This is a genomic window from Micromonospora polyrhachis (genome assembly GCF_014203835.1).
Lineage (GTDB): Bacteria > Actinomycetota > Actinomycetes > Mycobacteriales > Micromonosporaceae > Micromonospora_H > Micromonospora_H polyrhachis.
This window is the reverse complement of sequence record NZ_JACHJW010000001.1, coordinates 3492986-3517605: the sequence shown is the minus strand read 5'-3', so window position 1 is coordinate 3517605 and position 24620 is coordinate 3492986. Positions and strand designations below refer to the sequence as shown.

Sequence of the window (24620 nt, the reverse complement as noted above, 5' to 3'; positions counted from 1 at the left end):
CATGGCGGCAGGTTACTCCCCAGTCACTTCGAGCGCGACCCCCTGGAAGGCTGATGTCCACAGGTGCTCCCCATGTGCTGACCCGCCTACCGGCGCTGGATGCCGTACGGGTGATCGGCGCGATCGCGGTCCTCGCCCAACATGTCGGCTTCTACACCGGGGTCACCCTGACCGCGCCCTGGGGTGGTTGGCTCGGCGTGCTCGACGTCGGTGTGGCGCTGTTCTTCGTACTCTCCGGGTTCCTGCTGTTCCGGCCCTGGGCGTACGCCTCGGCCACCGGAACAGCCGCCCCAAGCAGCCGCCGGTACCTGTGGCGGCGGGCGCTGCGCATCCTGCCGGCGTACTGGCTCACGGTCGTCGTCTGCCTGCTCCTGCTGCCCGGTAGCCCAGCGCTGACCCCTTCGGACTGGCTGCGCTACCTGACGTTGACACAGATCTACGACGGCAGCGCCCTGCGGCAGAGCGTCGGGCAGACCTGGAGCCTGGCCACGGAGGTCGCGTTCTACCTGATCCTGCCCGTGATCGCGGTGGCGGCGACCGGTCGTCGGTGGCGACCGTGGCGGGCCGTCGCCGTGGCCGCGGCAACCATCCCGGTGACCGTCGGCTGGCTGGTCGCCATGGCCACCGGCCTGCTCAGCGGCTGGCCGTACGGGATGTGGCTGCCGTCGTACGCCACCTGGTTCGGGGCCGGCATCGCACTCGCCGCCGTACACGTGGCCCTGGCCACCGGCACCGCGCCACGGGCCTGGCGGTTCCTCAACGCGCTGGGACGCAGCCCGCTGGCCTGCTGGGCGATCGCTCTCGGCATCCTCGCCATCGCGACCACCCCGGTCGCCGGGCGGCACGACCTGACCACTCCGAGCACCGCGCAGGTGGCCACCCGACTGGTGCTCTACCTGGCCGTCGCCGTGCTGTTCGTGCTGCCGATCGCGTTCGGGCCACAGACCCGGACGAAGGCGTTGCTCGGCACCGCCACCGCCCGGTGGCTCGGCACCGTCTCCTACGGTCTCTTCCTCTGGCACCCCTTCGTGTTGCAGGCGACCTACCGGTCCACCGGTCGTCCGATGTTCAGCGGCGACCTGCTCGGCACGTTCGCCCTGACCCTCGGTGGTGGCCTGCTGCTCGCCACGATCAGCTACTACGCGGTGGAGCGTCCGGCGTTGCGGCTCTCCGCCTGGCGGCCCCGACTGGTCCTCGCCCGGCGCCCGCGCCGGAAGTCCGACCCCACGACCGAGAGCCAGAGCGCGGCTACCGCTGCCAGCGCCGCCAACTGAGGCGCCGCCGCCCGGTGCGGGTCGAGGCTGACGGTCGACTGCCAACCGGCCAGCGCGAAACACGCGACTGGCAGCAGCCACGCCGCCTGCCGCCAGAGCCGACGCAGCCGACGTTGCTCGGTGGTCGGGTTCCGGGCGACCAGCTTCGACCGGAGGGCGAGCACAGCGATTCCGGCCCCGGCCAGCGCCCCAGCCACCGGGCCACCGACCAGCAGCAACGCGATCCCACCGACGATCGCGGGGAGGAGCCAGTCCCGCCCGCCGGTTGGCTCGTCGTCAACATCCACATCCGCGTCAACACCCACATCCGCGTCGGCGGTGACGCCGGCGTTTGCGGTGGCGGTGGCGTCGGCGTTTGCGGTGGCGTCGGCGTTTGCGGCGACATCGACGGTGGCGGTGACGTCGGCGTTTGCGGTGGCGGTGACGTCGGCGTTTGCGGCGACATCGACGGTGGCGGTGGCCGGATCGTCGGTCAGGTCCGCTTCGGCGGCCTCGGCCGGATCGTCGTCGGTACGCCGGCGAGCCGGCAGCACGGACAGGAACACCACACCGAGCAGCAAGCCCGCCCCCGCCGCCAGCCCAACCTGGTACGGCGTCGCCGGCTCCATCGAGATCCGCACCTCACCGCCCACCCCGGCCGGGACCAACCAGCCCTGCTGCCAACCGTCCACCACGATCGGGGTGAGCGTCCGGCCGCCAACCGTCGCCCGCCAGCCCGGGTTGGTGTTCTCCCGCATCGCCAGCACCCGGTGCACGGGAAGCGAATCCAACCGCACCAGCCGGTTGGTGGCCGACCAGTCGTCGACGCGTACCGGACGGGGCGTCGGCCGCGCCGAATCCGCACTTGTGGCCAGCGCCGGGGCCTCATTCGCGGTGAGCGCCAACCGGACCGGGGTGGTCAGCTCGCTCGCGCTCGCCACGATCCGGTTCTGCCCGGCCTCGACCGGGACGGTCCCGTTGCCCCACACGCAGATCCGGGCCCGCATCTCCCGGGTCTCCAACAGCTCCCGCACCGTGGTGGTAATCGCAGTCTGGACCGGCACCCCGCCCACCGTCAGCTCCGGGCCGGACCCGCACGGCAGGGTCACCTGCTGCCACAGCTCGGGCAGCGGATTGGCCGGACCGGGCAGTACGGAGAGTTCGCCGACGGCGATCGGCAGCGACTCGGTCCGGTTGGTGTACGGGTCGTACGAGTTGGCAACCGCGTCCGCCCGGAACAGGACGGTGATCGCCCGGGACTCCATCGGCTGGTCGAAGGTGACCGTCCCGTCGGGGCCGATCGTGCCGCTGCGGGTGTCCCGGTCACCGATCACCTGCACCCGGCTGGGCCGGGACGCGGCGACCTCCGGATGGGCGGTCACTCGTAGGCCGGTGATGGTCCGGGCCGACGGCCAGGTCATCCGTAGCCAGGGTCCGGGGTCGCCGACCGCAGGCGACCAGGCGGTGGCCGGATCGCCGTCGAGCACCGCGCCGGCTCGGGTCGCCGGCTCGGGCAGCCGGGTGGAGGAGGCGACGACCGTGGGGAACTCGTCGCCGTCGGCCCCACCCCCGGCCCTCGCCCCGGCTCCGGAACCCGCCTCGGCCACCCGGGCGCCGGCTCGGGCCCGGGCGATCTCCCGGTCGAGGAGCGCGTCGAGGGCTGGCCCGGGTTTCGCCCGCACCCACAGCTCGGGCCGGTACGCCCCACCGGTCGGCAGGTGCACCGTACGGTCGACGCGGTCGCCGTCCTCCGAGGCGCGGGCCACCCCGTCGGCACAGCGCGGCTGGTCGGCGAGGAAGAAGCAGGACGGGACGCTCGGAGCCGCGGCGAAGACCATCGACGCCGGTTGGTGCGTGGCGGGCGGCTCGGGCACCACCATGGTCCGTTCGGCGGTCACCTCGGGGATCTCCAGTTCGGCGATGCCGACCTGGCCGTACTCGACCCGCTGGACGGCCACCTGGTCGATGTCGACCCGTACCCGACCGGTCGCGTGGACCCCGGCGAGACGTACCTCGGCGACCCCGTCCACCACATCGGCGCGTACCGTCTCCGCGCCGGTGACGACGCTGATCCGGGTGGGCACCAGGTCGGCACCGAGGTCGAAGCGGAGCCGTACCTGTGCGACCACCTGCGGTCGGGCCAGCTCGACCTCCAGCCACTGCTGTTGGGCGATACTGCCGGGTGCGGAGCGCCAAAAGGTGCCCGGGTCGCCGTCGAGTGCGGCGTACGGCTGGTACGCCGGTCGCGCCCCGGCCAACGGGTTGGCCTGCGCCCACGAGCTGGCCGCGGTCACACCCCGGATGCCCTCGTAGTGCACCACCGTCGTCTTGCCGTCCCCCCAGCTTGGCAGGAAGTCCCGGCTGGCCATGCCGAGCCGGGCCGGCTCGTCCTTGGTCAGGGTGCCCGACACCGCGTCGTACGGCAGCCCGAAGGTCACCTCCCGGCGACGCATTCCGTCGGTGATCGTGACCTCGCCCAGGGGCAGCCCGGTCGGGTGGTCCCCGGCCAGCACCGTCGGTGCCGGGGTGAGCTGGCCGGCCGCCGCAAGGTGCAGCAGCGACTCGGGTCCGCCGACGACGGTGGTGACGCTGCTGGCGTCGTAGGCGACGATCCGGTCAACCGCGCGGTCGACCTCGAAGACCTCCAGCGCCCGGACCGGGACGTCCAGGCCCTCGTCGACGAAGCCGCCGAACAACTTGTTGTTGCCGACGATCGGCCCGAAGCTTCGCACCGACCGGATTCCCGGGGACCGGTCGAGCGCCTGGTGCACGGTGATCGGGCGGGCCGCACCGGACGCGCCGTAGTTGAGGTCCGAACGCACCAGCAGGTACCTGACCCCGGAGCGGGCCAGCAGGTCGGCCAGCCCGGCCGATCCGGCCCCGCTGGCCAGCGCCGACTCGACCGTGTCGAGCAGCCGGATGGTCATCGGTGGGGTGAGCGGGATGGAGTTGCGGACGCCCCAACCGGAGTGGAGCAGCGACTGGGCGATCTCGTCGGTGGGGGTGCCCCAGAGGTAGCGGGGGGCTCTGGCGGCGGGCACCACCAGTACGTTGTCCCGCTCCAGCCGTTCGTCGAGCCATCCGGCCGCGTCCCGCCAGTAGCCGGGGACCTCGGTGTACCCCTCCTTCTGGGCCAGCCCGCCGGTCAGGGCGGGGCTCGCCACTCCGATGATCGCGGCGAGCGCGGCGGCGGTAATCGCAGCGGCCCGTTTGCGGGCCGGGTGCCAGCCGGGCCCGGCGGTCGGGGACGCGGCACCACTCCCTCCGGGGAGGCCGGCGGTGGCGGCGGAGCGGTCGAAGGTGCCGAGCAGGTGGGCCAGGCCCAGGATCAGCGGCAGGCGCAGCACCACGTCGAACTTGTGCACGTTGCGTAGTGGCGCACCGGCCCCGTCGAGGAACTGCCGTTGCAGGTCGGCGGCGAGCCCGTCGACCGTGCCGACGTGGCCGAGGCCGACCAGGGCCAGGCCGACCAGCAGGCCGGTGACCAGCCAGCGGCGGTGTGGCATGCCGCGCCGGGCCAGCCCGGCGATACCGAAGGCGACGACGACCAGGGTGGCGACGACGGGCAGTTGCTCGGTGGCGATCCGCCAGCCGGCCGGCCAGGCCGGGCCGGTCACGTCGCTGTAGTAGCCGAGCCAGTGCGAGGCACCGCGTAACACCGTGGTCAGGTCGGTGACCCGGGTGGTCACGTCGGCGGTCTCGATGTAGTCCAGGAACGGCGGGCTGTACCGGCCCAGGAGCAGCAGCGGCACCAGCCACCACGCGGTCGCGGCCCCGACGGCCAGGCACCAGGCACCGAGGGTGGACCAGCGGCGTCCGGCCGGCTGGGTGCTGGCGAGCAGCAGGAGTGCCAACGGGACCACGGCCAGCACGGCGGTGGCGTTGGCACCGCCCGCGCAGGCGACGGCGAGGGCGGATCGGGCGATCGCCGTACGTCGTGGCTGACCGGCCCGCAACCCGGCCAACGGTACGAGCACCCACGGTGCCACGGCGGTGGGCCAGGCTTCGATGGAGATCGGGCCCAACTCGGTGAGGATCCGGGGCGAGAGCGCGAAGGCGGCCCCGGCGATCAGGCGGGTGGTCGGGGTGCCGATGCGAAGCCGACCGGCGAGGGCGATCACGCCGGTGGCGGCGACGCACATCAGCAGGGCCCACCAGAGCCGCTGGACCACCCACGGCGGCATCCCCAGCCAGTCTCCGACGACGAAGAACGGGCCGATCGGCCAGAGATATCCGTAGGCCTGATTCTGCATCTGGCCGAAGGTGCCCTCGGGGTACCAGACCTGCGCCGCCCGGACGAGCCAGCCCAGTGGATCGACCACCAGGTCGGTCTTCGAGTCTGCCACGGTGAGCCCCGGGGCCTGCAGGAACGCCAGCCCGGTGAGCACGGCGCAGAGCGCGACGGTACGCAACCGCCAGGTCAGCCTCGACCCGTCATCGACCTCCGCAACTTCTTCGCGGCGGACCGTCAACTGCATCGTGCTCCCTTCACCGAGGGTGGCAGTGATGACACTCGAACCATTGCCAGGTCGTCAATGAGCCCATAGTGTGGCGCGATCGCGAAGACTACTCGGCAGTAGGAGCTTTCGTGGACACCCTCGACACCCCCGATCGTCATGTCCTCTTCCTCAACTGGCGCGACTCCGACAATCCGGAAGGCGGTGGTTCGGAGGTCTATGTGGAACGCATCGCTGGCGAGTTGGTCACCCGTGGCCACCGCGCCACCCTGCTCTGCGCCGCCCATTCGGGTGCCCCGGCGGAGGAGGTGACCGCTGCCGGCGTACGGATCGTCCGGCGTGGTGGTCGCCGTACGGTCTACCTCTTCGCCGCGTTGACGTACCTCGCTGGCTGGCTGGGGCTCGGTCCGCTGGCCCGCCGGCACAGCGGTCGGGTCGACCTGCTGGTCGACGTCTGCAACGGCATGCCCTTCTTCACCCCCTGGTACGCCCGGCGGCCGGTCATCGCCCTCGTCCACCATGTGCACCGGGAGCAGTGGCCGGTGGTGCTCGGTGCCCGGGGTGCCCGGTTCGGCTGGTGGGTCGAGTCGCGCCTGTCGGTGTGGACCTACCGGAACTGCCGATACGTCACCGTTTCCGCGGCCACCCGGGAGGAGCTGGCCCAGCTCGGTGTCGCCCCGGAGCGGGTCACCGTCGTCCACAACGGCACGCCGGAGCTGGTCCGGTCGGCGGAGCGCTCGCCGGAACCGTCGCTGGTGGTCCTCGGTCGTCTGGTGCCGCACAAGCGGGTGGAGATCGCGTTGCACACCGTTGCCGCGCTGGTCGGCCGGTTTCCCGGGTTGCAGCTGGTGGTCGCGGGACAGGGCTGGTGGGAGTCGCAGCTGCGCCGGTTGGCCACCGAGTTGAACATCGCGGACCGAGTGCGTTTCGCCGGTTTTGTCAGTCATCAGGAGAAGCAGGAACTCCTGTCCTGGGCGTGGCTGGCGCTGACCCCCTCCCTCAAGGAGGGCTGGGGCCTGACCATCGTGGAGGCTGGCGCGGTGGGCACACCGACGGTGGCGTTCCGGGACGCGGGCGGGGTGACCGAGTCGGTGGTCGACGGCGAAACCGGGTTGCTCGCCCACGACGAGGCGGACTTCACCGCTCGGGTGGAGGAACTGCTTGCCGACTCCGACCATCGCCGGGCGATGGGTACGGCCGCACGAAAGCACGCCGCCCAGTTCACCTGGACGGCGTCAGGAGAGCGGTTCGCCGAGGTCGTCGCGGCGGTGTTGCCGCCTGCCGCGACGACTCCGACTGCGGCTCCGGCTACCGACTGCCGTAGACCTGGGGCTGTTCCTGCCCGGTCTTGGTTTCATTGGCGGCTGCGGTTTCGGTCGACACCGCCAGCTTAGGGGTGATCGCCGCCAGGCCCAGCACGGCGAGCACCGCTCCGATGACGCCGGCCATCAGCATGGTTATCGGCTTTGGCATCTCGCACGCTCCTTCATCGATGCGCGTCGCGGCACGTTACCACGCGGTAGCCCGCCGCAAAAGGTTCGCGAGGGCGGCTAGCAGCACCGACAGGGCCAGCACCGCACCACCGAGGGCGATCCACCGTCGCTGATTCGGCGGCGAGCCCGCATCCACCGCGCGAGGATTCTCGTAGAGGGTCAACGTCGGGCCACTGTGGATCAGCCTGAGGCCGACCAGGGCGGTCTCCGGCAGCCGGCCACCCGATTCGGGCTGCACCACGACCCAGCGGACGTCGGTGCCGGCCACCGACCCGCCCTCGGCGATCGTCTGCCGAATCCGCCGCATCCGGGGGTTCTCCCCCGGCACCGCCAGGTCGCCGACGTAGAGGGTGTCGTCGGTGAGCACCTCGGCCGGCAGGTGCCGGGGCAGCGGGTCGATCACCACGGTTCCGTGGTTCCACGGATAGGCCCGGTACATGCTCAACGGCAGGGAGAGCACCGGCCCCGGCTCGTCCGCGACGATCCGGGACACCGTCGTCCAGTCGGCCGGGTAGCGGACCGGCCGGAGCTGCCCGCCGACCCCGAAGGTCAGGTCCGGCAGGACCACGACCGGCAGCAGGACCAGCCCGACCAGGACCAGCCGCTCGGCGGGTGCAGCCAGGCGGTCGGCGGGTGCAGCCAGGCGGTCGGCGGGTGCAGCCAGACGGTCGGCCAGGCGGTCGGCCAGCCGGTCGACGAGCCGCTCCGCACCGAGCGCCGCGCAGAGGAACAAACACATCGCGTACGGGACGAGCAGCTTCTGCCCGTCGCGCAGCAGACCGGCCCCGGGCACCTCACTGACCAGCCAGCGCAGCACGGCGGCCCCGCCGGGCAGGGTGGCCAGCGCGGCGAGACCATAGCTGAGCAGCGCCAGGGCACCGAGCCGGACCGCCAGCCCCGCCGGCCAGCGGCGACGCAGCACCGGGAAGCCGATCGCGGCCAGCACCAGCAGCCCGACGGTGACCAAGGGCACCAGCACCGAGGATCGACTCTCCGGAGTGGTCTGGGCGTTCCAGATGCCCCCGGTCCCGGCAAGCGCGACCAGCGGACCGGCCCAGTTCTCCGCCCGAGCGGCGAACGCCGCCACCCCCTCGGCGGCCGACCGGCCCCCAGCGGTGGTCACCGCCGCCGCCGTCAACCAGGGGGCGTTCAGGGCGACCACCGCCCCGAGCGCGGCCACGCCACGTCGGCCCGTCACCAGCACCGCCGTGGTCAGCAGCGCCAACACCCCACCGGTCGGAGTGATCGCCGCCAAGGCGGCGGCGAGCACCAACTTCGACAGTGCGCCACGTCGGCCAGCCCGCAGGTCGAGCGCTGCCGCGACCAGCCAGGGCAGGGCGGCGTACGCCAGCAGCAGCCCCCACTGCCCGAGCAGCAGCCGTTCGGCCAGGAACGGGCTCCACGCGTAGCCGACCGCCGCGACGATCCGGGTCAGCCGACGCCGCGCCGGCACCAGTCGACCCGCACCCACCGTGGCCAGCCAGATCACCGCCACCAGCGCGATCCTTTGCAGCAGCCACCCGGGTACAACCTGGCTGAGCAGCGAAACCACCAGGTCCTGCGGCACGGCCCGGGGCAGCGTGTCCAGGGAGACGATCAGGTCCCAGCGCAGCGGCTGTCGGGGGACGAAGACCATGTCGTACCGGAGGACGTAGCCGGGACGCAGCAGCGGGGCGAGTACGACGGCGGTCACCACCGCCGCCGTGACGTGCAGGACCAGCCGGTCCCGCCGGGAACCGCCCAGCGCGGGGACGGCCACGTCGGTGGTCATCAGCGTTTGCGCAGGACGAGCACCAGGTTCCAGGTGACCACCTCACGCAGCCCCGGCACCCGCACGATCGGCTTGGCCCACCGGGGCAGGTAACGCGGCATGACCTCGACGATCTCCGCCTCCTGCTGGCTCCGGGCCCAGCGCAGGGTCTCGGCGACGGAGACCGCGTACATGCTCTCGCCGAAGACGTTCTTCGGCCGCCGGCCGTACCTGCGCTCGTAGCGTCGGGCGGCCCGGTGCCCGCCGAGGTAGTGCCAGGGCGAGGTCTCGTGCCCGCCCCACGGGGAGAGCCAGTTGGTGAACGAGAGGTAGACGATGCCACCGGGCCGGGTCACCCGCACCATCTCCTCGGCCATGGTGAACGGCTGCGGCACGTGTTCCAGGACGTTGGAGGAGAAGCAGACGTCCACCGAACCGGTACGCACCGGCAACTCCAGCGCGCTGCCCAGCACACCGCCGGCCGGCATGACACCGTCCCGGGCCGACATCTCCCCGGCGTCGCAGTCCACGCAGACGATCCGGGCACCCGCCCGACGCAGTGCGTCGGCGAAGTAGCCGGCCCCACCACCGACGTCGACCAGGGTCGTCCCAGCCAGATCGGTGTACGCCCGAAGCTGGCCCACGGTGTCCTCGGCGAGCATCCCGTAGAAGAAGTCGGGGTCGGTCTGTTCCTTACGGAACGCCCGGAACAGCCGTACCGACCGGGCCAGGTCGGCACGGTGGGCGGCGGTGGCCGGTGCGCGATCGGGGGACACTGGGCCAGCGGACATCACGGGCAACTCCTGCGCCATCGACGGAAGGTACCTGCTCGGCGAGAGGTGTCTCGGCTCAGGCCCGACGGAACAACACCGAGTTGACGTAGCGCGGCTTCGGCACCAGCACCCGGCGGGCGAAGCTCTGCCGTACCCGGGCGATCGTCGCCCGTTGGTGTGCGACCAGGTCGAAGTCGTCCAGCGGCATCCAGTCCCGCTCCGGCATGACGAAGCCGCGATAACCCCAGCCTCGAAGCAGCTCGACGATCGGTTCGATCGGCTGGATCCGTTCCTCGACCTCGACCAGCAGCACCGGGCCGTCCCGCTGGATCGTCTCGGCCGCACCCCGCAACGCCGGCAGCTCGTGCCCCTCCACGTCCAGCTTGATGAACCGCACCTCGGTGAGGCCGAGGCCGTCGATGGTCACCCGGGGTACGGTGACCGGCTCGCCGTCGCCGTACTCCACCGACGACGTTCCGACCGCCGGGCCGGCCGGGGGCAGAAAGAGCTGCGCCTCGCCGGTATGGTCGGAGGCGACCGCCTCGACCACCCGTACCTGCGGAAAGGCCGCCCGGACGCAGCGGGCGAGGGTTGCGTTGGGTTCCACCGCCACCACCAGCTCCGCGCGTCGCCGCAGCCGGGCCGTCCACGGCCCGTACCAGGCGCCGACGTCGATCGCGGTGCCGCCGGAGGGCACGAAATCGGCGATCCTGGCGAGTTCCGGCTCGACCCGGGGATAGACCCCGCGGATCGCTGCGGCGACGAACCGCTCGGGCAGCATCGCGGCGAGTCCGGAACTCACCTTCGTCAACAGACCGTTCGACTGGGCCATGACGCGAGACGTTATCGGTTTCCGGACAGGATCGGGGGGTCCTGCCAATGACCGGGGTCACTACGCTAACCGCAGGCCGGCACTTATCCGGAGAATCCACCCGGACCGATGAGGGACTTGGGGCGGCATGACACAGGGCACGGAACGGGACACCGGGGCTGGCAGCAGCCGCCTGGGGATGGCCGGTGCGGCGGTCACGGCTGCGGCAATGCTGACCAACGGGCTGGCGTTCCTGGTGCCGATGCTCGGCGCCCGGCAACTCAGCGCCGGTGACCTGGGCGCGCTGGCAACCGTGTTGGCGCTCGGCGGCATCGCCGGGGTTCCCGGCCTCGGCCTCCAGATCGCGGTCGCCGTCCGCCGGGCCCGATACGGCCGGATCCCGGCCACCCGGGTCACCGTGGCCACCGCCGCCCTCACCGGCGGTGCCCTGCTCGCGACGACGCCGCTGCTCACGTCGTACCTGCATCTGCCGGTTCCGGTGGCGGTGCTGCTGGCCGCGACGACCGTCCCGGTCGTACTCGCCGGCCGGTGGCTCGGGGAGCTCCAGGGCGACCAACGCTTCCTGCGGCTCGCCGCCGGAATGGGTGTCCTGGCCACCGGCCGGTACGCCGGGCTGATCGGCGGGCTGGCGGCGGGTGCCGGGCTGACCCGGTCCCTGCTGGTCGGGGTGGTGGTCGGTTACCTGACCCTGCCCGTCCTGGCCTGGCTCGCGGCTCCCGATCGGCGGGCGGACACCGGGTCGGACCCGGTGGCGAAGCTGGACAGTGTCCTGAGGGGACGCTCGGTGCTCACCGCTGGCAGTGCCACCCTGGCGATGCTCGCCGTGTCGTACGCGGACCTGCTCCTGGCCCGGCAGTTGCTGTCGGTCGCGGAGTCCGGCGGGTACGCGGTGGGCAGCGTGCTCACCAAGGGGGCGCTCTGGGCCCCGCAGGTGGTCACCGTGCTCGCCCTGCCCCGGCTGGCTCGGGGTGACCGGCGTACCCGGAGCGTGGCGCTGATCGTCACCGCCGTCTGTGGGGTCGTGCTCGTCGCCGCCTCGGCAGTCGGTGGAGAGTTCGCGATCCGGCTGGCCGGTGGTGCCGACTACCTGTGGTTGGCCGGGTACGCGCCCCTCTTCGCCGCCACCGGAGCGCTCTACGCCCTGGTGTTCGTGCTGGTCAACGCCCAGGTGGCGGCCGGTGCGCCCTGGCCGTCCGGTCCACTGTGGCTGGCGCTGGCAGGGCTGGTCGTCGTCGCGGTACTGGTCGCGCCACGTAGCCTCCCGGGGGTCCTGGGCAGTTCGTTGGTGACCGCCGCAGCGACCGTGCTGGTGATGGGCTGGCTGGCCCATCGGCCAGAACGTTCCTGCCCGACCAGTTCCAGCCGAGAAGTCGACGTCAGCTGACCTCGCTCGGAGTCAACTGACCCCCCGCTCGGAGTCAACTGACCCCCCGCTCGGAGTCAACTGACCCGGCTCGGAGTCAACTGACCCGCGTCCCGGCTCAGTCGCCCGCGTCGAGCCAGGCCTGCAACAGCTGCCGGCCGATCGAGTCCGGGCGATCGAGCTGATGCCCAGCGGCGACCCGTTCGCGCAGCTCCGCCCGGGTGAACCAGCGTGCCGCCACCAACTCGTCCTCGTCGACCGAGATTTCCTCGGTGGCGGCGACTGCCCGGAACCCGACCATCAGCCCCGCCGGGAACGGCCAGGCCTGCGAGTCCTGGTACGTCACCGAAGCCAGCCGTACGCCCGCCTCCTCGGCAACCTCGCGTCGGACCGCGTCCGCCAGGCTCTCGCCGATCTCCAGAAACCCGGCCAGCAGCGAATACGCCCCTTCGGGCGCGCCCCGGTGCTGCGCCAGCAGGCAACGGTCCGGCGCCTCCGGTGCCTCGATCAGAACGATGACGGCGGGTTCGATGCGCGGGAAGAACAGTCGGGCACAGTCCGCGCTCGGGCAGACCCGCAGGTGTCCGCCATCACGGGTGTCGGTCCGGCCGCCGCAGGTGCCACAGAACCGCTGATGACGGTGCCAGTAGAGCAGGCCCCGGGCGTACGCGTGGCTGGCCGCCTCGCTCGGGCTGAGTGTCCCGACCAGGGCCCGTACGTCCAGCACCCGGTCGGCACCGGTCACCTCGACCGCCCTGGTCACGGCCAGAGCCGACAGGTCCACCGCGAACACACCGTCCGGACCGTCGAGCCCCAGGAACACCGGTCCTTCGGCGGCGACGGCCAGCACCTCGGCCGCTTCGGTGGCCGCCAGCCGCACCGGGATGGGTGACTCCCCCGTCACCAGGCACTGGTCCCGCCACATGGGGATGATCCGCGCGCCGGGACTGGCCAGCTTCGACGCGAGCCAGGCCGGATCGGTACGCGATCCGCTCGCCCGGTCCAGCCAGCCGCCGCCATAGGTGAGGGACTGCTGGGGCATCGTCTTCGCGGATGAGTTCGCCGCCCTTACCGTCATGCGCCTCACGCTCGCACATCGTCCTCGCGCTCTGCGAGGATAGGGTGCCGAGATTCCTGTCCCGGCTCGACGGTTACCGCGCGTCGTTTGCCCCGGACCGTGCCCGACAATCCTACTGGCCGATTGATCAAGTGAGCTGGTCGATGCGGTGGGCCGGGCCTCGTACTCGGTCCCGCCCAGATCTTTGGCTACCGTAGTCATTCAGTGTCGTGGCCGGCGCGGGAGGATAGGTCAACCCGGGCGCCGGTCGTAGCCCCGAACGAGGTTGCGAGTGAGTCTGTACGGCGACAAGCAGGTCCCGGCCAACGAGGCACCGACCGTTCAGGTCAAGGCCATCTCGTTCGCCGACGTTCCGGCCACCGGGCCGAGTGGTGGTGGTGCCACACCGGCCGGGCCAGCGGGCACGGCCCCGGACAACCGGACACCACGTCGTCGTACCCGTCAGGCACTGATCGCCGGTGGCGCCGCCGCCGTCGTGCTCGCCACCATCGGTGTGACCACCGCCTACGCGTACTCCGGTGAGGTGCCCCGGGGCACCGTCGTACTCGGGGTCGACGTGGGTGGCAAGAGCCGGACCGAGGCCGCCGAGGCGCTGCGCGCCGACCTGACCCGCCGGGCGCAGACCCTCGACGCGCCGGTGACGGTGCGGATCGGGGAGAAGACCGCTCAGATCAAGCCCGCCGACGTCGGCCTCGCTGTGGACGTGGATGCGACCGTGGCCGCGAGCCTGAAGGCGGAGGCGAACCCGCTCAGCCGGCTCTTCGGTTCCCGCGAGGTCGAGCCGGTGGTGACCGTGGACGCCGAACGGCTCGACACGGAACTACGCAAGGTCGCTGGCGAGCTTGGCCCGGAGATGACCGTGCCGCGTGTCACCTTCACCGGCACCACACCAACAGCGGTCTACCCGAAGCCAGGTAAAGGGCTCAACCCCGAACAATCAGCGCAGGCGGTCCGCACTGGTTGGCTCAGCGGGGAGCCGGTGACCATACCCGTGGTCGACGTCCAACCCGCGACCAGCACCGAGGAGGTGGACCGCCTCATCGCCCAGCTCGCCACTCCGGCGGTGGCCGCACCGGTCACGGTCGAGACCGACAAGGGGAAGCTCACCATCTCCCCCGCCGCGATCGCCAAGAGCCTCGTACTCGCCGGTGACAAGTACGGGCAGATCACGCCCCGGGTGGACGAGAAGAAGCTCCGCGCCGCGATCAGTGGACAGCTCGCCAAGGTGGAGGTGGCCCCGAAGGACGCCACCTACTCCGTGCAGGGCGGCAAACTGCACCCGGTAACCAGCAAGAGCGGCCGGCAGGTGGACACCGCCGCGCTCAGCCGGGACCTGCTGGCGGTGCTGCCCAACGGCGTCGGTCGCGAGGTCAAGGGCACGCTCAAGGCGGTCCAACCCAAGGTGACCGACGATGAGCTGCCCACCCTGGGCATCAAGGAGAAGGTCTCCAGCTTCACCACCTACTTCACCGGCGGTCTCTCCCATCCGCGAAGCCACAACATCCGGCTGGCCGCCGAGGAGGTGGACGGTGCGCTGGTCAAGTCGGGCGAGACCTTCTCGCTGAACAACCACACCGGGCCCCGGGGTTACGCGGAGGGCTACCGGGACGCGGCGGTCATCTCCGACGGCAAGCTCGTGCCGGGCGTGGGTGGCGGTATCTCGCAGTTCACCACCACGCTGTTCAACGCCACCTACTACGCCGGACTGGAGGACGTGCAGCACAAGCCGCACTCCTACTACTTCAGCTCGTATCCGTCGGTGATCGAGTCGACCATCATCTACCCGACCCTGGACTTCAAGTTCCGCAACGACACCCCGCACGGGCTGATCATCGACACGGCGGTGACCAACAACTCGATCACCGTGTCGATCTGGAGCACCAAGGTCTACGACAGCGTGACCACCCAGTGGAGCCCGCGCCGGAGCATCACCCGGCCGGAAACGGTCTACCTGGAACCCGGGCCGAGCTGCATCGCCACGAACGGCATCGACGGCTTCACCCAGGACGCCTGGCGCATCTTCCGTAAGGACGGCAAGGAGATCCGGCGGGAGAAGTTCACCTGGCGGTACGAGGCCGAGCCGCGCTACCGCTGCGAGAAGAAGCCCAACTAGTTCGGGGCGTCGGCAGCCCGTACGGCTCCCCGGGCGACCAACTCCACCACCACGCCGATGGCGATCGCCTCCACGGCGAGCAGCGCGACCAGGATGACGAGCTGCGTCACGCCGGCCTGTACCGGGCTGGCCCCGCCGAGGAGTACGCCCACGAACGCGCCGGGCAGGGTGACCAGCCCGACCGTCCGGGTCTGGTCCAGGGCGGGGACGAGCGCCTGGCCGGCGGCCGGGCGACAGATCTCCAGTGCGGCGACGCGCTCAGGAAAGCCCAGGGCCAGGCCGGCCTCGTACTCGCCGTGGCGTTGCCGCAGCTCGTCGAGGGCCCGCCGACCGGCCAGGCTGGTCGCCGTCATCGCGCCGCCGATCAGGATGCCGGCGGTGGGCAGCACCACCAGGGGCGTACCGGGCAGGACGCCGGTGCCGAGCAGGAGGGCGAGCGCGGGTGCCACGCCGAGCGCGATGGGCAGTGCCGCGAGCCAGCCGGTGCGCAGGTCGCTGATCCGGCGGGCGGAGGTGACCGCCGCGACGACGTACATCACCAGGACGAAGGCGATCGTCGTCGACCAGGCTCGGAGCACCGCCACGATGATCAACGAGACGGCAGCGAGTTGCAGGGTGGCCCGGAGCGTGGCGGTCAGTACCGTCCGCCCGGGCCCGAGGCCGGCCCACCGGACGACTACCGCACCGACGGCGGCGAGCACGGCCAGTACGACGAGAAGCGTCGGACCGACGTCGACCGAGGTACTACTGCCCATCGCGGCATCTTGACCGACGCGACGAGCCGGTACGCCTCGTTGTCGCGTAGGTCACGGCGGCGGTCCGGCCGGCGGGATGTCGGCCATGGGGTGTGCCGCCGCGCCTACGGACTGGTCCGGCGCGCTAGCCGTTGCTCCACACGTGTCCGGTGCGCTAGCCGTTGCTCCACACGTGGGCCGTGCCGGTTGGTGCGGTGTCGGCCGTGAGCTGGGCCGGCGCGAGACCGTTGGCGAAGAGCGCGTCGACCTGGGTCGCCTCGGCCGCACTCGGATACGCGTTGCGGCAGGAGGTCGGGGCGCTGCTGCCGGACATCAGATCCGAGCAGAGGCCGGTACGACGGTCGGGCAGGCCGAGGATGTGACCAAGTTCATGGGTGGCGATCCGCGTCCGGTCGTGCCCCTGGTTGACCGCCTGCCAGCCCATGTAGACCCGGCCCCGACCGAGGCCCTGCACGTACGCCCGGGGCCAACCGTTGTCGACGTAGATGGTCACGCTCGCCGGGGTGCCGGCCACCAGTCGTACGTTGGAGACACTGCTGTTCCAGATCGCGGCGGCCTGGGTGAAGTTGGTGGTGAACTCGCCGGCCCGGCTCGCGTCGTAGTAGACGGTACGGACCGCGACAGCGGGATCGGCGAAGGCTACGCCGCTGGCGCCGGACTGGACACCGGCGATCGACAGCGCGGCTGCCAGTACGCCTGCGGCGAGCCGCAGTACCTGTCGTCTGCGCATGAGGACTCCTCGAAATGGTACGGGGCACCCAAAGGGCATCATTGATCGATGAGCATTAACATAAGCAAGGTGCGCGTCAGCCGCCCATAGCATTCGCCCCATACCGCATGCATCAGGCGGACACCGGATAGCAGGTCGACCAGATGGCGTCCCAATCCCATTCGCTGTCTCCAATTCGCCGAACGCGGCGGACGTGCTGCGACAACCCTTTACATACTCGGGTGGCGATGGAATATTGACCCTGATTCGACCCGGGGGACGGCATCGAAGTCGAACGTCATGCCGAGTCAGGATGTTTCGCCCCCCGCACCGACAGGGAGAGGCGGACGTGCCGGGGCGCGACGACGGCGGGACAGACCCAATCGAGCAGGTCGGGACGGCTCCGGGGCCTCAGGGGGCGACCTCACCACCGGAGTTCGTCGCGGCGATGCGGGCTCTCAAGCAGTGGTCGGGGCTGACCTATCGGCAACTTCAACGCCGGGCCGAAACCGCCGGGGACGTACTGCCCCACAGCACCACCGCTGCCGTCCTGGGACGGGCCACCCTTCCCCGGGAGAACGTGGTCGCCGCATTCGTCCGGGCCTGTGGCGGCGACGAGGCCACCGTGGCGGTCTGGCTGGCCGCCCGCAGACGCATCGCGGTCGCCACCGCCCAGCCCGTGCCGACCATCATCCCGGCACCGACGGCACCGCCCACTGCCACCGATCCGGCGACGACCGACGGTACGCCCACCCACGGTGATCCGGCGGCGACCAGTGGTACGTCCACCCACGGTGATCCGGCGACGACCAGCGGTCCAGCTACCAACAGCCAGCCCGCGCCGACAGCCCCGGTGCCCACGCCCGAAGTAGCAAAACCGGCCGAGACAGCGGCAGCAGCGGCCGATCCGACCGCAGTTCCCGGGTCGTGGCTGACCGAGCAACCCACCATGCTCGGCAGGGTCGACCACCTGGACCCGCTGACCGCCGCCTGGGCCGATCTCGTCGATCCCGGTGTGGCAACCCCGGTCTCCGGCCAGCCCGCCAGCACCCCCGCGAAGCCGGAACAGGCGGACGGCCATGCGCCGCAGCAGCCTGCTCCGCTCGACGTGGAACCGTCCCCGGCCGCAGCACCACCCTCGGTACCACCACCACCGTCGGTACCACCACCGTCGGTACTACCACCACCAGCGTCGGAGGTCGCCAAGCCAGCTGTCGTAGCCGCTGATCGGGACAGTCCCGTACCGGACACGCCGGTTACCCACGAGACCGTGCCGGTGTTCGCGGACGGGAAGCTGGCGTCCACCGTGGCCGAGCAGAAGAGCGAACAGTGGGTGGGCCTGCACCGCTACGACCCAGCGGTCGAGGTGCCCCGTCCGGCAGGACTGCGCTGGCTGATCCCGCCGATCATGTATCGCACCGGTTGGTCGGCCCGGGTGCTCTCCGGGGTGCTGGTGTTCATAATGACGCTCATCGCCATCGGGGCGACCGCGAGGTTCCTACGCGACGACCGTACCCATCAGGCCAGCGACCCGGGCGTCGTCGCCGATATCTCCATGGATCCTGATCTGGGGTTGGAGACGGCCGAGCCGAGCGCGACCGCCTCCGCAGCGCCGACCAGGACGGCGACGCCCAAGCCCAAGCCGAGCGCCAGTACGCCGACCACCCCCAAGCCGTCCGGACCACCGGTCGGACCGGTCCGGATCAAGGTGTCGCACACCGGCTTCTGCGTCGGCGAGGGACCTCAGCTCTACACCGACTCGGGGCGGTTGGTGATCGGCCAATACCCATGCGCCACCGCCTCGCCAACAATGGTTCTCGAAGGGGTCAGCGGCAACGTCTACCGCATCAAGGCGGACCATCCTCGGTGGGGCATCGGCTGCGTGACCGTCGACGGTGGCGGGAAGATCGACGAGGTGCTGATGGCGGTGGACGACTGTGACAACAGTCGGGCCGACCAGAAATTCGTCATCGAACCGGTCACCTCGCCTACGGTCGGCTTCCGCATCCGGTCGGCGGCCAGCGCCAGTGGAAACTGTATCGGTGCCGTCTTCGCCACCGACGACGCTGGAGCTCAACTCATCCAGGTGCGGTGCAGGGGCGGAAAGCACGAGGTTTTCACCTTCACCCGTCGCTGAGCAGCGGCGGTGGAACTGTTCGGAACAGGACGTCGTACCCGCGATCGTCCGGATCAGTCCGGGACTCCGTTTCCGCCTTGTAAGAGGGCAACGGAACAGGTGGATTGGCTGTCAAGCGCTGTCGGCCGGGCGCGATCGATGGACCGTTACTTCCCCTTGGGAGCCAATCGTGGTGACAACATTCAGGACAAAGGCCCTACCTCTCTTTCTCGCGATACTGGCGATCGCCGCAGCGATCGTCGGCACGTCGAACCTGGTCTCCGCCAAGTCGTCCGGACAGCCGACAACCATTGTCGGGACGACCAGTTCCTACCCGGCGGCCGGATCCGGATCAACCGTCTGGGGTGACCCGACGGACACCCTCGGCGGCATCGGTGGCACCGTCCAGCCGAACGGCGTGGAGATGACCGACGCGGACGACTCGGCGGAGACCGAGGCCGCGGAAAAGACCGATGCGGCAAAGACGGGACCGGCCGCCGAGAAGACCGATGCGGCAAAGACGGGATCGGCCGCCACGACGACTGCCGCGAAGGCCAAGTGCCCGAGCAGAACCACCAGCAAGATGTGCAAGCTGTACCGGGCCATGCTGTCCAAGGCGAAGGCGGGCGGCTTCAAGTGGGACCGGATTGGCTGCTACCGGGCTCCGGACAGCTATCCGTACCACCCGAGTGGCCGGGCCTGCGATCTGATGTACGGCCCGGGTGGCACCGCCGCGAAGGGCTCGAACAAGTCCGATGGCGACAAGATGCGCGCCTGGCTGGTCAAGAACCACAAGAAGTACAAGATCGACCACGTGATGTGGCGAGGCAAGGTCTACTCGCCGAGGGGCAACTGGAAGGGCTACGCCCAGTCAGGTTGCAGCGGTAAACGGCCGCCCGTCACGGCCTGCCACTACGACCACGTACACGTCGCCGTCACCACCTGACCTCCGAACCGCCGTCGCGGCGGGTCACCAGGGTCTGGATGCCGTCGAGGAGCAGGTCGAGTCCGAAGGTGAAGTCGCCCTCGTCGACCCACTCCTCGGCGGCACCAAACGCACCGGAGCGAACAGCGACGGCGAGTTCCGGGTAGTCCGTTGGGTCGAGGACCTGACTGAGAACGTCGCTGTAGCCGACCATCCCGCTGATCGCATCGTCGCCGCCGGCCGTGGTTCGGCCGGTGGCCATGCTCAGGACGAGGGCCGCCTGACTGGCGGCGTAGCCGGTGAGCGTGCTCGCGATGTTGATCCGCTCGCCGAGGCCGAGCCCGGTTTCGGCGAGCGCGGCGAGCGCCCGATCGAGCCAGCGCAGGCTTCGAGGTCCGACCGGTGGGGTGCTACGGGAGATCTGCAACAGCCAGGGCCGGTCGAGGAGGAAGTCCCGGTTGGCGCGGGTCCAGGCAGCGAGGTAGTCACGCCAGGGTCGCCCGTCGAGGGCGGGCGGTTCCGGGGCGGCGATGTCGGCCATCAGGGTCAGCAACTCGTCCTTGCTGCCGACGTACCGGTAGAGGGACATCGTCGCCATGCCGACCTCGGCGGCGACGCTACTCATCCGCACACTCTCCAGCCCCTCCCGGTCGGCGATCCCGATCGCCGCTTGGAGAATCCTGGGCAGGTCGAGGCTCGGCCGGGGACCGTGTCGGGAGGCCGTCTCGCGGCCCCACATCCGGGCCACCACCAGGGGAAGAGCCCGGTTCGCCATACATTGCCCCCGATCTCACCTAGTTCGCGTCAACTTTAGTCGCGACCCCTGGCACTCATATTGTGTATGCCATACTCTGTATCTTCTACGGTGTACCTCATACACAATGATTGGAGACGCACGTGGCTGCGCAGACCGTCGGCCGACGCGTACTCGACGTCGATGCGATCCGGGGATTCGCACTCCTCGGAATCTTCGCCGTCAACGTCACGTTCATGGCCTCCGGCTATCCCGGGAACCTGACGATCGATCCCGCCTTCGACTCGGGACTGGACAACGTCGTCCGAACGTTGTCGTCCGTCTTCATCGACATGAAGTTCTACGTGCTCTTCTCGTTCCTCTTCGGATACAGCTTCACCCTGCAGATGGACTCCGCGCGGAGAGCCGGGGCCGCCTTCTCGTCGCGGATGCTCCGCCGAATCGTCGGACTCTTCGCCATAGGTGCCCTACACATCGCCCTCCTCTACGGCGGCGACGTCCTGACCACGTACGCCGTGGTCTGTCTCGTCCTGTTCCTGCTGCGCAACGTGACCGACCGCACCGCGATCCGGATCGCGGTCGGCCTCTACGCCGTCGTGCTGCTCAGCATGGTCTCCAGCTCCCTGTTCCTCGACAGTTCGGCGTTCCTGCCCGAACCGGCCGAGGCGCTGGCCAACGGCGAGCAGGCGACACAGGCGCTGCTCGGCGGGTGGGGGTCGAACTTCGAGGCACGCCTCGCGGGCCTACCGCTGCTGGTCCTCCAGGCGGTGAGCATGCAGGGACCGACCGCGCTGGCCCTGTTCCTGCTCGGCATGGTCGCCGGTCGCCGACAGTGGCTGGCACGGATATCGGGCAACGAACCGATCCTGCGCCGGATCCAGTGGATCGGCTTCCCCGTCGGGCTGCTCGGATCGATCGCCTACGCCACTGGCGGCGGCAACGGCAACACCCTCGCCGTCGCGGCCAGCGTCGCCACCGCACCCCTGCTGGCCGCCGCCTACGTGGCGACCCTCCTGCGGATCATGCACAATCCACGCACCGCGTTCGTACGGTCCGCGCTCGCCCCGGCCGGCCGGATGGCCCTCTCCAACTACCTGGCCCAGTCGGCCCTCGGTCTGATCGCCTTCACCGGCATCGGCTTCGGCCTCGCCGGCACGTTCTCCCCGCTGGCGCTCTTCGGTTTCGTCGCGGTCGTCTTCGCGGTCCAGTTGGCCGGGAGCGCACTGTGGCTGCGCTGGTTCCGCTACGGCCCCGTCGAGTGGGTGTTGCGCTGGCTCACCAACGCCCAGCGGCCGGCGATCGTCGCGTCGCCCCGACACCAACCCCCGGTCGAGCCCACCGGACCGACCCCCGCCGGTCACGACACCGTTGTCAGCCCCAACACCGTCGCCGAACACCGGGCCGAATCACGCTAGACCGTTGCCTGGCCCGCCTCGGCTGGTGACTCTCCGGTGCGCTGCCGGGCCAGGCGATACCACTGGATCTTTCCTCGGAGGTGTTCCTGCTGGTCGCGCATCTCGGCGATCTTCTGCTCGACCTGCCGATCGTGCTCCTCCAGCAGGGCGATGCGGATGTCGAACGACTCGTCCCCATCCCGGGCACACTCCACGTACCGAATCATCTGGGCGATCGGCATTCCGGTGTCCCGAAGGCACCGCAGAATGTCGAGCCAGGCGAGATGGTCCTCGGTGAAGATCCGCTGCCCACTGGCGTTCCGCGCGACGTCGGCGAGCAGTCCGATCCGCTCGTAGTAGCGCAGAGTGTCGATACTGAAGCCGGTCCGTTCGACGGTCTCGCCCGGGGAGTAGTGCCGCATCCCACCAAGCCTGCCACCCGGAATTCGACAGGACGACTTGACCTGGAGCGCGCTCCAGCGGGCACGGTGGGAACTCCCCACCAACCACGGAGGAGAGTACGGAAATGAGCGGACGTGACTTCGTCCTCGGCGCGATGGACTTCGGGACCAAGGTGGACGAGACCACCTCGATGGCCCTGCTGGACCACTTCGTCGAGCACGGCGGTGTCTGGATCGACACGGCGAACTGTTACTCGTTCTGGTCCGATCCGAGCGGTGTCGGCGGGCAGAGCGAGACGGTGATCGGGCGATGGCTGGCCCAGCGTCCCGGGGTGCGCGACCGGATCCGGATCAGCACCAAGGTACGTCAGCAGCCAACGGTGCCGGGCAACTGGCCGGAGTCGGCCGAGGGGTTGTCGGCCTCCGCGATCGAGGACGCCGTACGGCTCAGCCTGAAGCGGCTCGGCACCGACCGAATCGACCTCTACTGGGCACACGCAGACGATCGCGCGGTGCCGTTGGCCGAGACGGTCGAGGCGTTCGGCCGGCTGGTCGACGCCGGAGTCGTGGACCGGCTCGGGGCGTCCAACCACGCGATCTGGCGAATCGAGCGGGCCCGCCAGATCGCCCGGGAACAGAACATCACTGATTACACCGCCGTGCAACTTCGCTATTCGTACGTGCAGCCACGACCGAATGCGGTGCTGCCCGACGCCGGACATCAACTGGTCTCCCCGGAGGCGCTGGATTATCTGCGCAGTGAGCCGGGCCTGATCCTGTGGGTCTACACGTCCCTGCTCAACGGCGGCTACACCCGGGCCGACCGGCCATTCCCGGAGGCGTACGACCACCCCGGGACGACCCGCCGCTTGGCGGTGCTGGCTGAGATCGCCGACGAGGTGGGAGCCACCCGGAACCAGGTGGTGCTGAGCTGGCTCACCGGGGGCGATCCCATCGCGACGCCGATCGTCGGGGTGAGCAGCATCGCGCAGTTGGACGAGGCGCTGGGTGCCCGCGAGTTGGCGCTGACCGTCGAGCAGCGCCGCCGCCTGGACGAGCCAGCCTGACGCCGCACCTACCGACCGGGCAGCGAAGAAGCTGGCTGTCAACTAGGCTACTGCCAGGTGAAATAAGTCAAAGTCAGTTGCGGATACTGCAAGTGACGCGCAAACTAGGTGCACGAATCCCGCCCCGCAAAGCAGGCCCCGCAGCGAGGAGTGGATCATGGCAACGGCGACGACGCTGGAAGCAACGGCGCTCCGACTTTCCGAGGCAGCCCACCGGAAGGACAACCCGGAACACGACGCACTGAAGTCCCTCTTCACCCTCCTCGCTCAAATCGATCCACACGGCGACGTACGCATAGCAGCCGGCAGCGCGGGATCTGTCGTCCTGCCCGCCCTCGTGGTCGATCTATTAAGGCAAGTAAGCGCCGTTCTGGACCGTGGAGACGGCTTGGTCGTAAGCGAAGTCGCGCGAGAGCTCACCACCAGTGAGGCCGCGCGAGTGCTGGGCGTGTCGAGACCGACGCTGATCAGCTTGCTCGACAAAGGCTCGATCAAGTCACACAAGGTGGGCACTCATCGGCGAATAGCGCTAAGAGATGTCCTCGCCTACCGTCGACGACGGATCCAAGAGCAGCGCGAGGCATATGAAGCCTTGATGGCCGAACAGGACGATTTGGGGATATACGAGTGATCTTCTCACCGTCGCTTTAGGCGTGCGGCATCGGTAGCCTGAACGCGTGCTGCCGGTGCCGCTCACGGTGTTCGTAGACGCCAACGTCCTATACTCGCGATGCCTACGTGATTGGTTGGTGCTGATGGCTCTCGACAGCCACCGCACCGCCTATGACCTTCGGTGGAGCGAGGCCGTTCTGGCCGAAGCCTTCTACCATCTACGCCGCAATCACCCAAGCGCGCCGGCACAGCAGATTGAGCGCTGGCGTGACCTGCTGGACGAAAATTTCCCTGAAGCTAAGGTCGCCCATTGGGACCCGCAATCCGTCCCCTGCCCCACCGACCTAAATGATCATCATGTATTGGCGGCCGCGCACAGCGGCAAAGTCGATACCTTGATCACCCGTGACGGGGACATCAAGGATTTCCAGGAGTGTCTCGACCAAGTCGGCGCTGGCATCGACGTACAACATGTCGACGATTTCCTCTGCATGATCGCCGATCGCTACCCAGACCTTGTTCAGCGACGATTCCTGCACCAGGTCATGTACTGGCAGCGTCGCAACAAGCTGAGCGAGGAGGAGGCTGCGGACTCCAGCATTGACAGCCTCGACCGAGCGGGCGCCGGACGCTTCGCATTTCTCCTCAGCACCGACGAGCGCTTCCGAATCTGGTAGCGCCTCAGCTCAGGTTCCAGGCCGTCAGGAGTCAGGTCAGTCGGCCAGCACCAAGGTCGCTGCCAGGACTCGGCAGCGACCTTCTCGGCTTCCACAAC

Annotated in this window: 17 protein-coding genes and 2 pseudogenes; 10 read left to right on the top strand and 9 right to left on the bottom strand. The window is 69.9% G+C overall.

Going from position 1 to position 24620, the window contains the following annotated elements:
• Positions 1-53: 53 nt before the first annotated feature.
• Positions 54-1274 (top strand): acyltransferase family protein, encoded by a 1221-nt coding sequence (locus FHR38_RS15255; protein ID WP_184535303.1) that lies wholly within the window; start codon positions 54-56, stop codon positions 1272-1274.
• Between the two features lie 1943 nt (positions 1275-3217).
• Here the strand turns inward: FHR38_RS15255 and FHR38_RS32235 are convergent.
• Positions 3218-5731, bottom strand: a pseudogene (locus FHR38_RS32235) (alpha-(1->3)-arabinofuranosyltransferase); the annotation flags it as partial.
• Between the two features lie 110 nt (positions 5732-5841).
• Here FHR38_RS32235 and FHR38_RS15250 point away from each other — a divergent pair.
• Positions 5842-6999: pseudogene (locus FHR38_RS15250) on the top strand (glycosyltransferase family 4 protein); the annotation flags it as partial.
• A gap of 220 nt (positions 7000-7219) precedes the next feature.
• Here FHR38_RS15250 and FHR38_RS15245 read toward each other — a convergent pair.
• From FHR38_RS15245 to FHR38_RS15235, 3 genes are read right to left on the bottom strand one after another with little or no spacing between them, the layout of a single operon-like run.
• Positions 7220-8974 carry an MmpA family trehalose lipid delivery protein gene (locus tag FHR38_RS15245; protein ID WP_184535301.1) on the bottom strand — a complete coding sequence of 585 codons (1755 nt, stop codon included), beginning with the start codon at positions 8972-8974 and terminating at the stop codon, positions 7220-7222.
• Entirely contained in the window at positions 8974-9744 is a 771-nt protein-coding gene (locus tag FHR38_RS15240) for a class I SAM-dependent methyltransferase (RefSeq protein ID WP_184535300.1), read from the bottom strand. Before FHR38_RS15240 ends, FHR38_RS15245 begins: the two co-directional genes overlap by 1 nt.
• Positions 9745-9802: 58 nt before the next feature.
• A complete protein-coding gene (locus FHR38_RS15235) occupies positions 9803-10558 on the bottom strand; it encodes an FkbM family methyltransferase (RefSeq protein WP_184535299.1) in 756 nt (251 codons plus the stop codon).
• Between the two features lie 127 nt (positions 10559-10685).
• Between FHR38_RS15235 and FHR38_RS15230 the strand changes: the two genes are divergently transcribed.
• A complete protein-coding gene (locus tag FHR38_RS15230) occupies positions 10686-11942 on the top strand; it encodes an MATE family efflux transporter (protein WP_184535298.1) in 1257 nt (418 codons plus the stop codon).
• 97 nt (positions 11943-12039) lie between these two features.
• On the opposite strand, the gene nudC is transcribed toward FHR38_RS15230, so the two are convergent.
• On the bottom strand, positions 12040-12999 hold the full coding sequence (nudC, locus tag FHR38_RS15225; RefSeq protein ID WP_246446550.1) for an NAD(+) diphosphatase: 960 nt from the start codon (positions 12997-12999) through the stop codon (positions 12040-12042).
• A gap of 265 nt (positions 13000-13264) precedes the next feature.
• Between nudC and FHR38_RS15220 the strand changes: the two genes are divergently transcribed.
• Positions 13265-15112 (top strand): VanW family protein, encoded by a 1848-nt coding sequence (locus FHR38_RS15220; RefSeq protein WP_184535296.1) that lies wholly within the window; start codon positions 13265-13267, stop codon positions 15110-15112.
• Here the strand turns inward: FHR38_RS15220 and FHR38_RS15215 are convergent.
• Both FHR38_RS15215 and FHR38_RS15210 read right to left on the bottom strand, forming a co-directional pair.
• Positions 15109-15867: an ABC transporter permease gene (locus tag FHR38_RS15215; protein ID WP_184535295.1), complete on the bottom strand. Its 759-nt coding sequence runs from the start codon at positions 15865-15867 to the stop codon at positions 15109-15111. The genes FHR38_RS15220 and FHR38_RS15215 overlap by 4 nt on opposite strands.
• Positions 15868-16021: 154 nt before the next feature.
• Positions 16022-16597 carry a snapalysin family zinc-dependent metalloprotease gene (locus FHR38_RS15210; RefSeq protein ID WP_184535294.1) on the bottom strand — a complete coding sequence of 192 codons (576 nt, stop codon included), beginning with the start codon at positions 16595-16597 and terminating at the stop codon, positions 16022-16024.
• A gap of 328 nt (positions 16598-16925) precedes the next feature.
• On the opposite strand from FHR38_RS15210, the gene FHR38_RS15205 reads away from it, so the two are divergent.
• Positions 16926-18713, top strand: coding sequence for a hypothetical protein (locus tag FHR38_RS15205; protein ID WP_184535293.1), 1788 nt, complete (start codon positions 16926-16928; stop codon positions 18711-18713).
• 169 nt (positions 18714-18882) lie between these two features.
• Entirely contained in the window at positions 18883-19638 is a 756-nt protein-coding gene (locus FHR38_RS15200) for a VldE C-terminal domain-containing protein (protein WP_184535292.1), read from the top strand.
• Here FHR38_RS15200 and FHR38_RS15195 read toward each other — a convergent pair.
• The gene (locus FHR38_RS15195) at positions 19628-20392 is read right to left on the bottom strand and encodes a TetR/AcrR family transcriptional regulator (protein WP_184535291.1); all 765 of its coding nucleotides are present in this window, start codon (positions 20390-20392) and stop codon (positions 19628-19630) included. The genes FHR38_RS15200 and FHR38_RS15195 overlap by 11 nt on opposite strands.
• A 122-nt stretch (positions 20393-20514) precedes the next feature.
• Between FHR38_RS15195 and FHR38_RS33220 the strand changes: the two genes are divergently transcribed.
• The gene (locus FHR38_RS33220) at positions 20515-21786 is read left to right on the top strand and encodes a DUF418 domain-containing protein (protein WP_312882160.1); all 1272 of its coding nucleotides are present in this window, start codon (positions 20515-20517) and stop codon (positions 21784-21786) included.
• Here FHR38_RS33220 and FHR38_RS15185 read toward each other — a convergent pair.
• Positions 21783-22187 carry a MerR family transcriptional regulator gene (locus FHR38_RS15185; RefSeq protein WP_184535290.1) on the bottom strand — a complete coding sequence of 135 codons (405 nt, stop codon included), beginning with the start codon at positions 22185-22187 and terminating at the stop codon, positions 21783-21785. The two genes, FHR38_RS33220 and FHR38_RS15185, sit on opposite strands and share 4 nt — an antisense overlap.
• A gap of 104 nt (positions 22188-22291) precedes the next feature.
• On the opposite strand from FHR38_RS15185, the gene FHR38_RS15180 reads away from it, so the two are divergent.
• The 3 genes from FHR38_RS15180 (at position 22292) to FHR38_RS15170 (ending at position 24522) form a co-directional block, all read left to right on the top strand.
• Positions 22292-23233 (top strand): aldo/keto reductase, encoded by a 942-nt coding sequence (locus FHR38_RS15180; RefSeq protein WP_184535289.1) that lies wholly within the window; start codon positions 22292-22294, stop codon positions 23231-23233.
• A gap of 157 nt (positions 23234-23390) precedes the next feature.
• Positions 23391-23864, top strand: coding sequence for a helix-turn-helix domain-containing protein (locus FHR38_RS15175; protein WP_184535288.1), 474 nt, complete (start codon positions 23391-23393; stop codon positions 23862-23864).
• A gap of 46 nt (positions 23865-23910) precedes the next feature.
• Positions 23911-24522 (top strand): PIN domain-containing protein, encoded by a 612-nt coding sequence (locus FHR38_RS15170; protein WP_184535287.1) that lies wholly within the window; start codon positions 23911-23913, stop codon positions 24520-24522.
• The last annotated feature ends 98 nt before the right edge of the window (positions 24523-24620 follow it).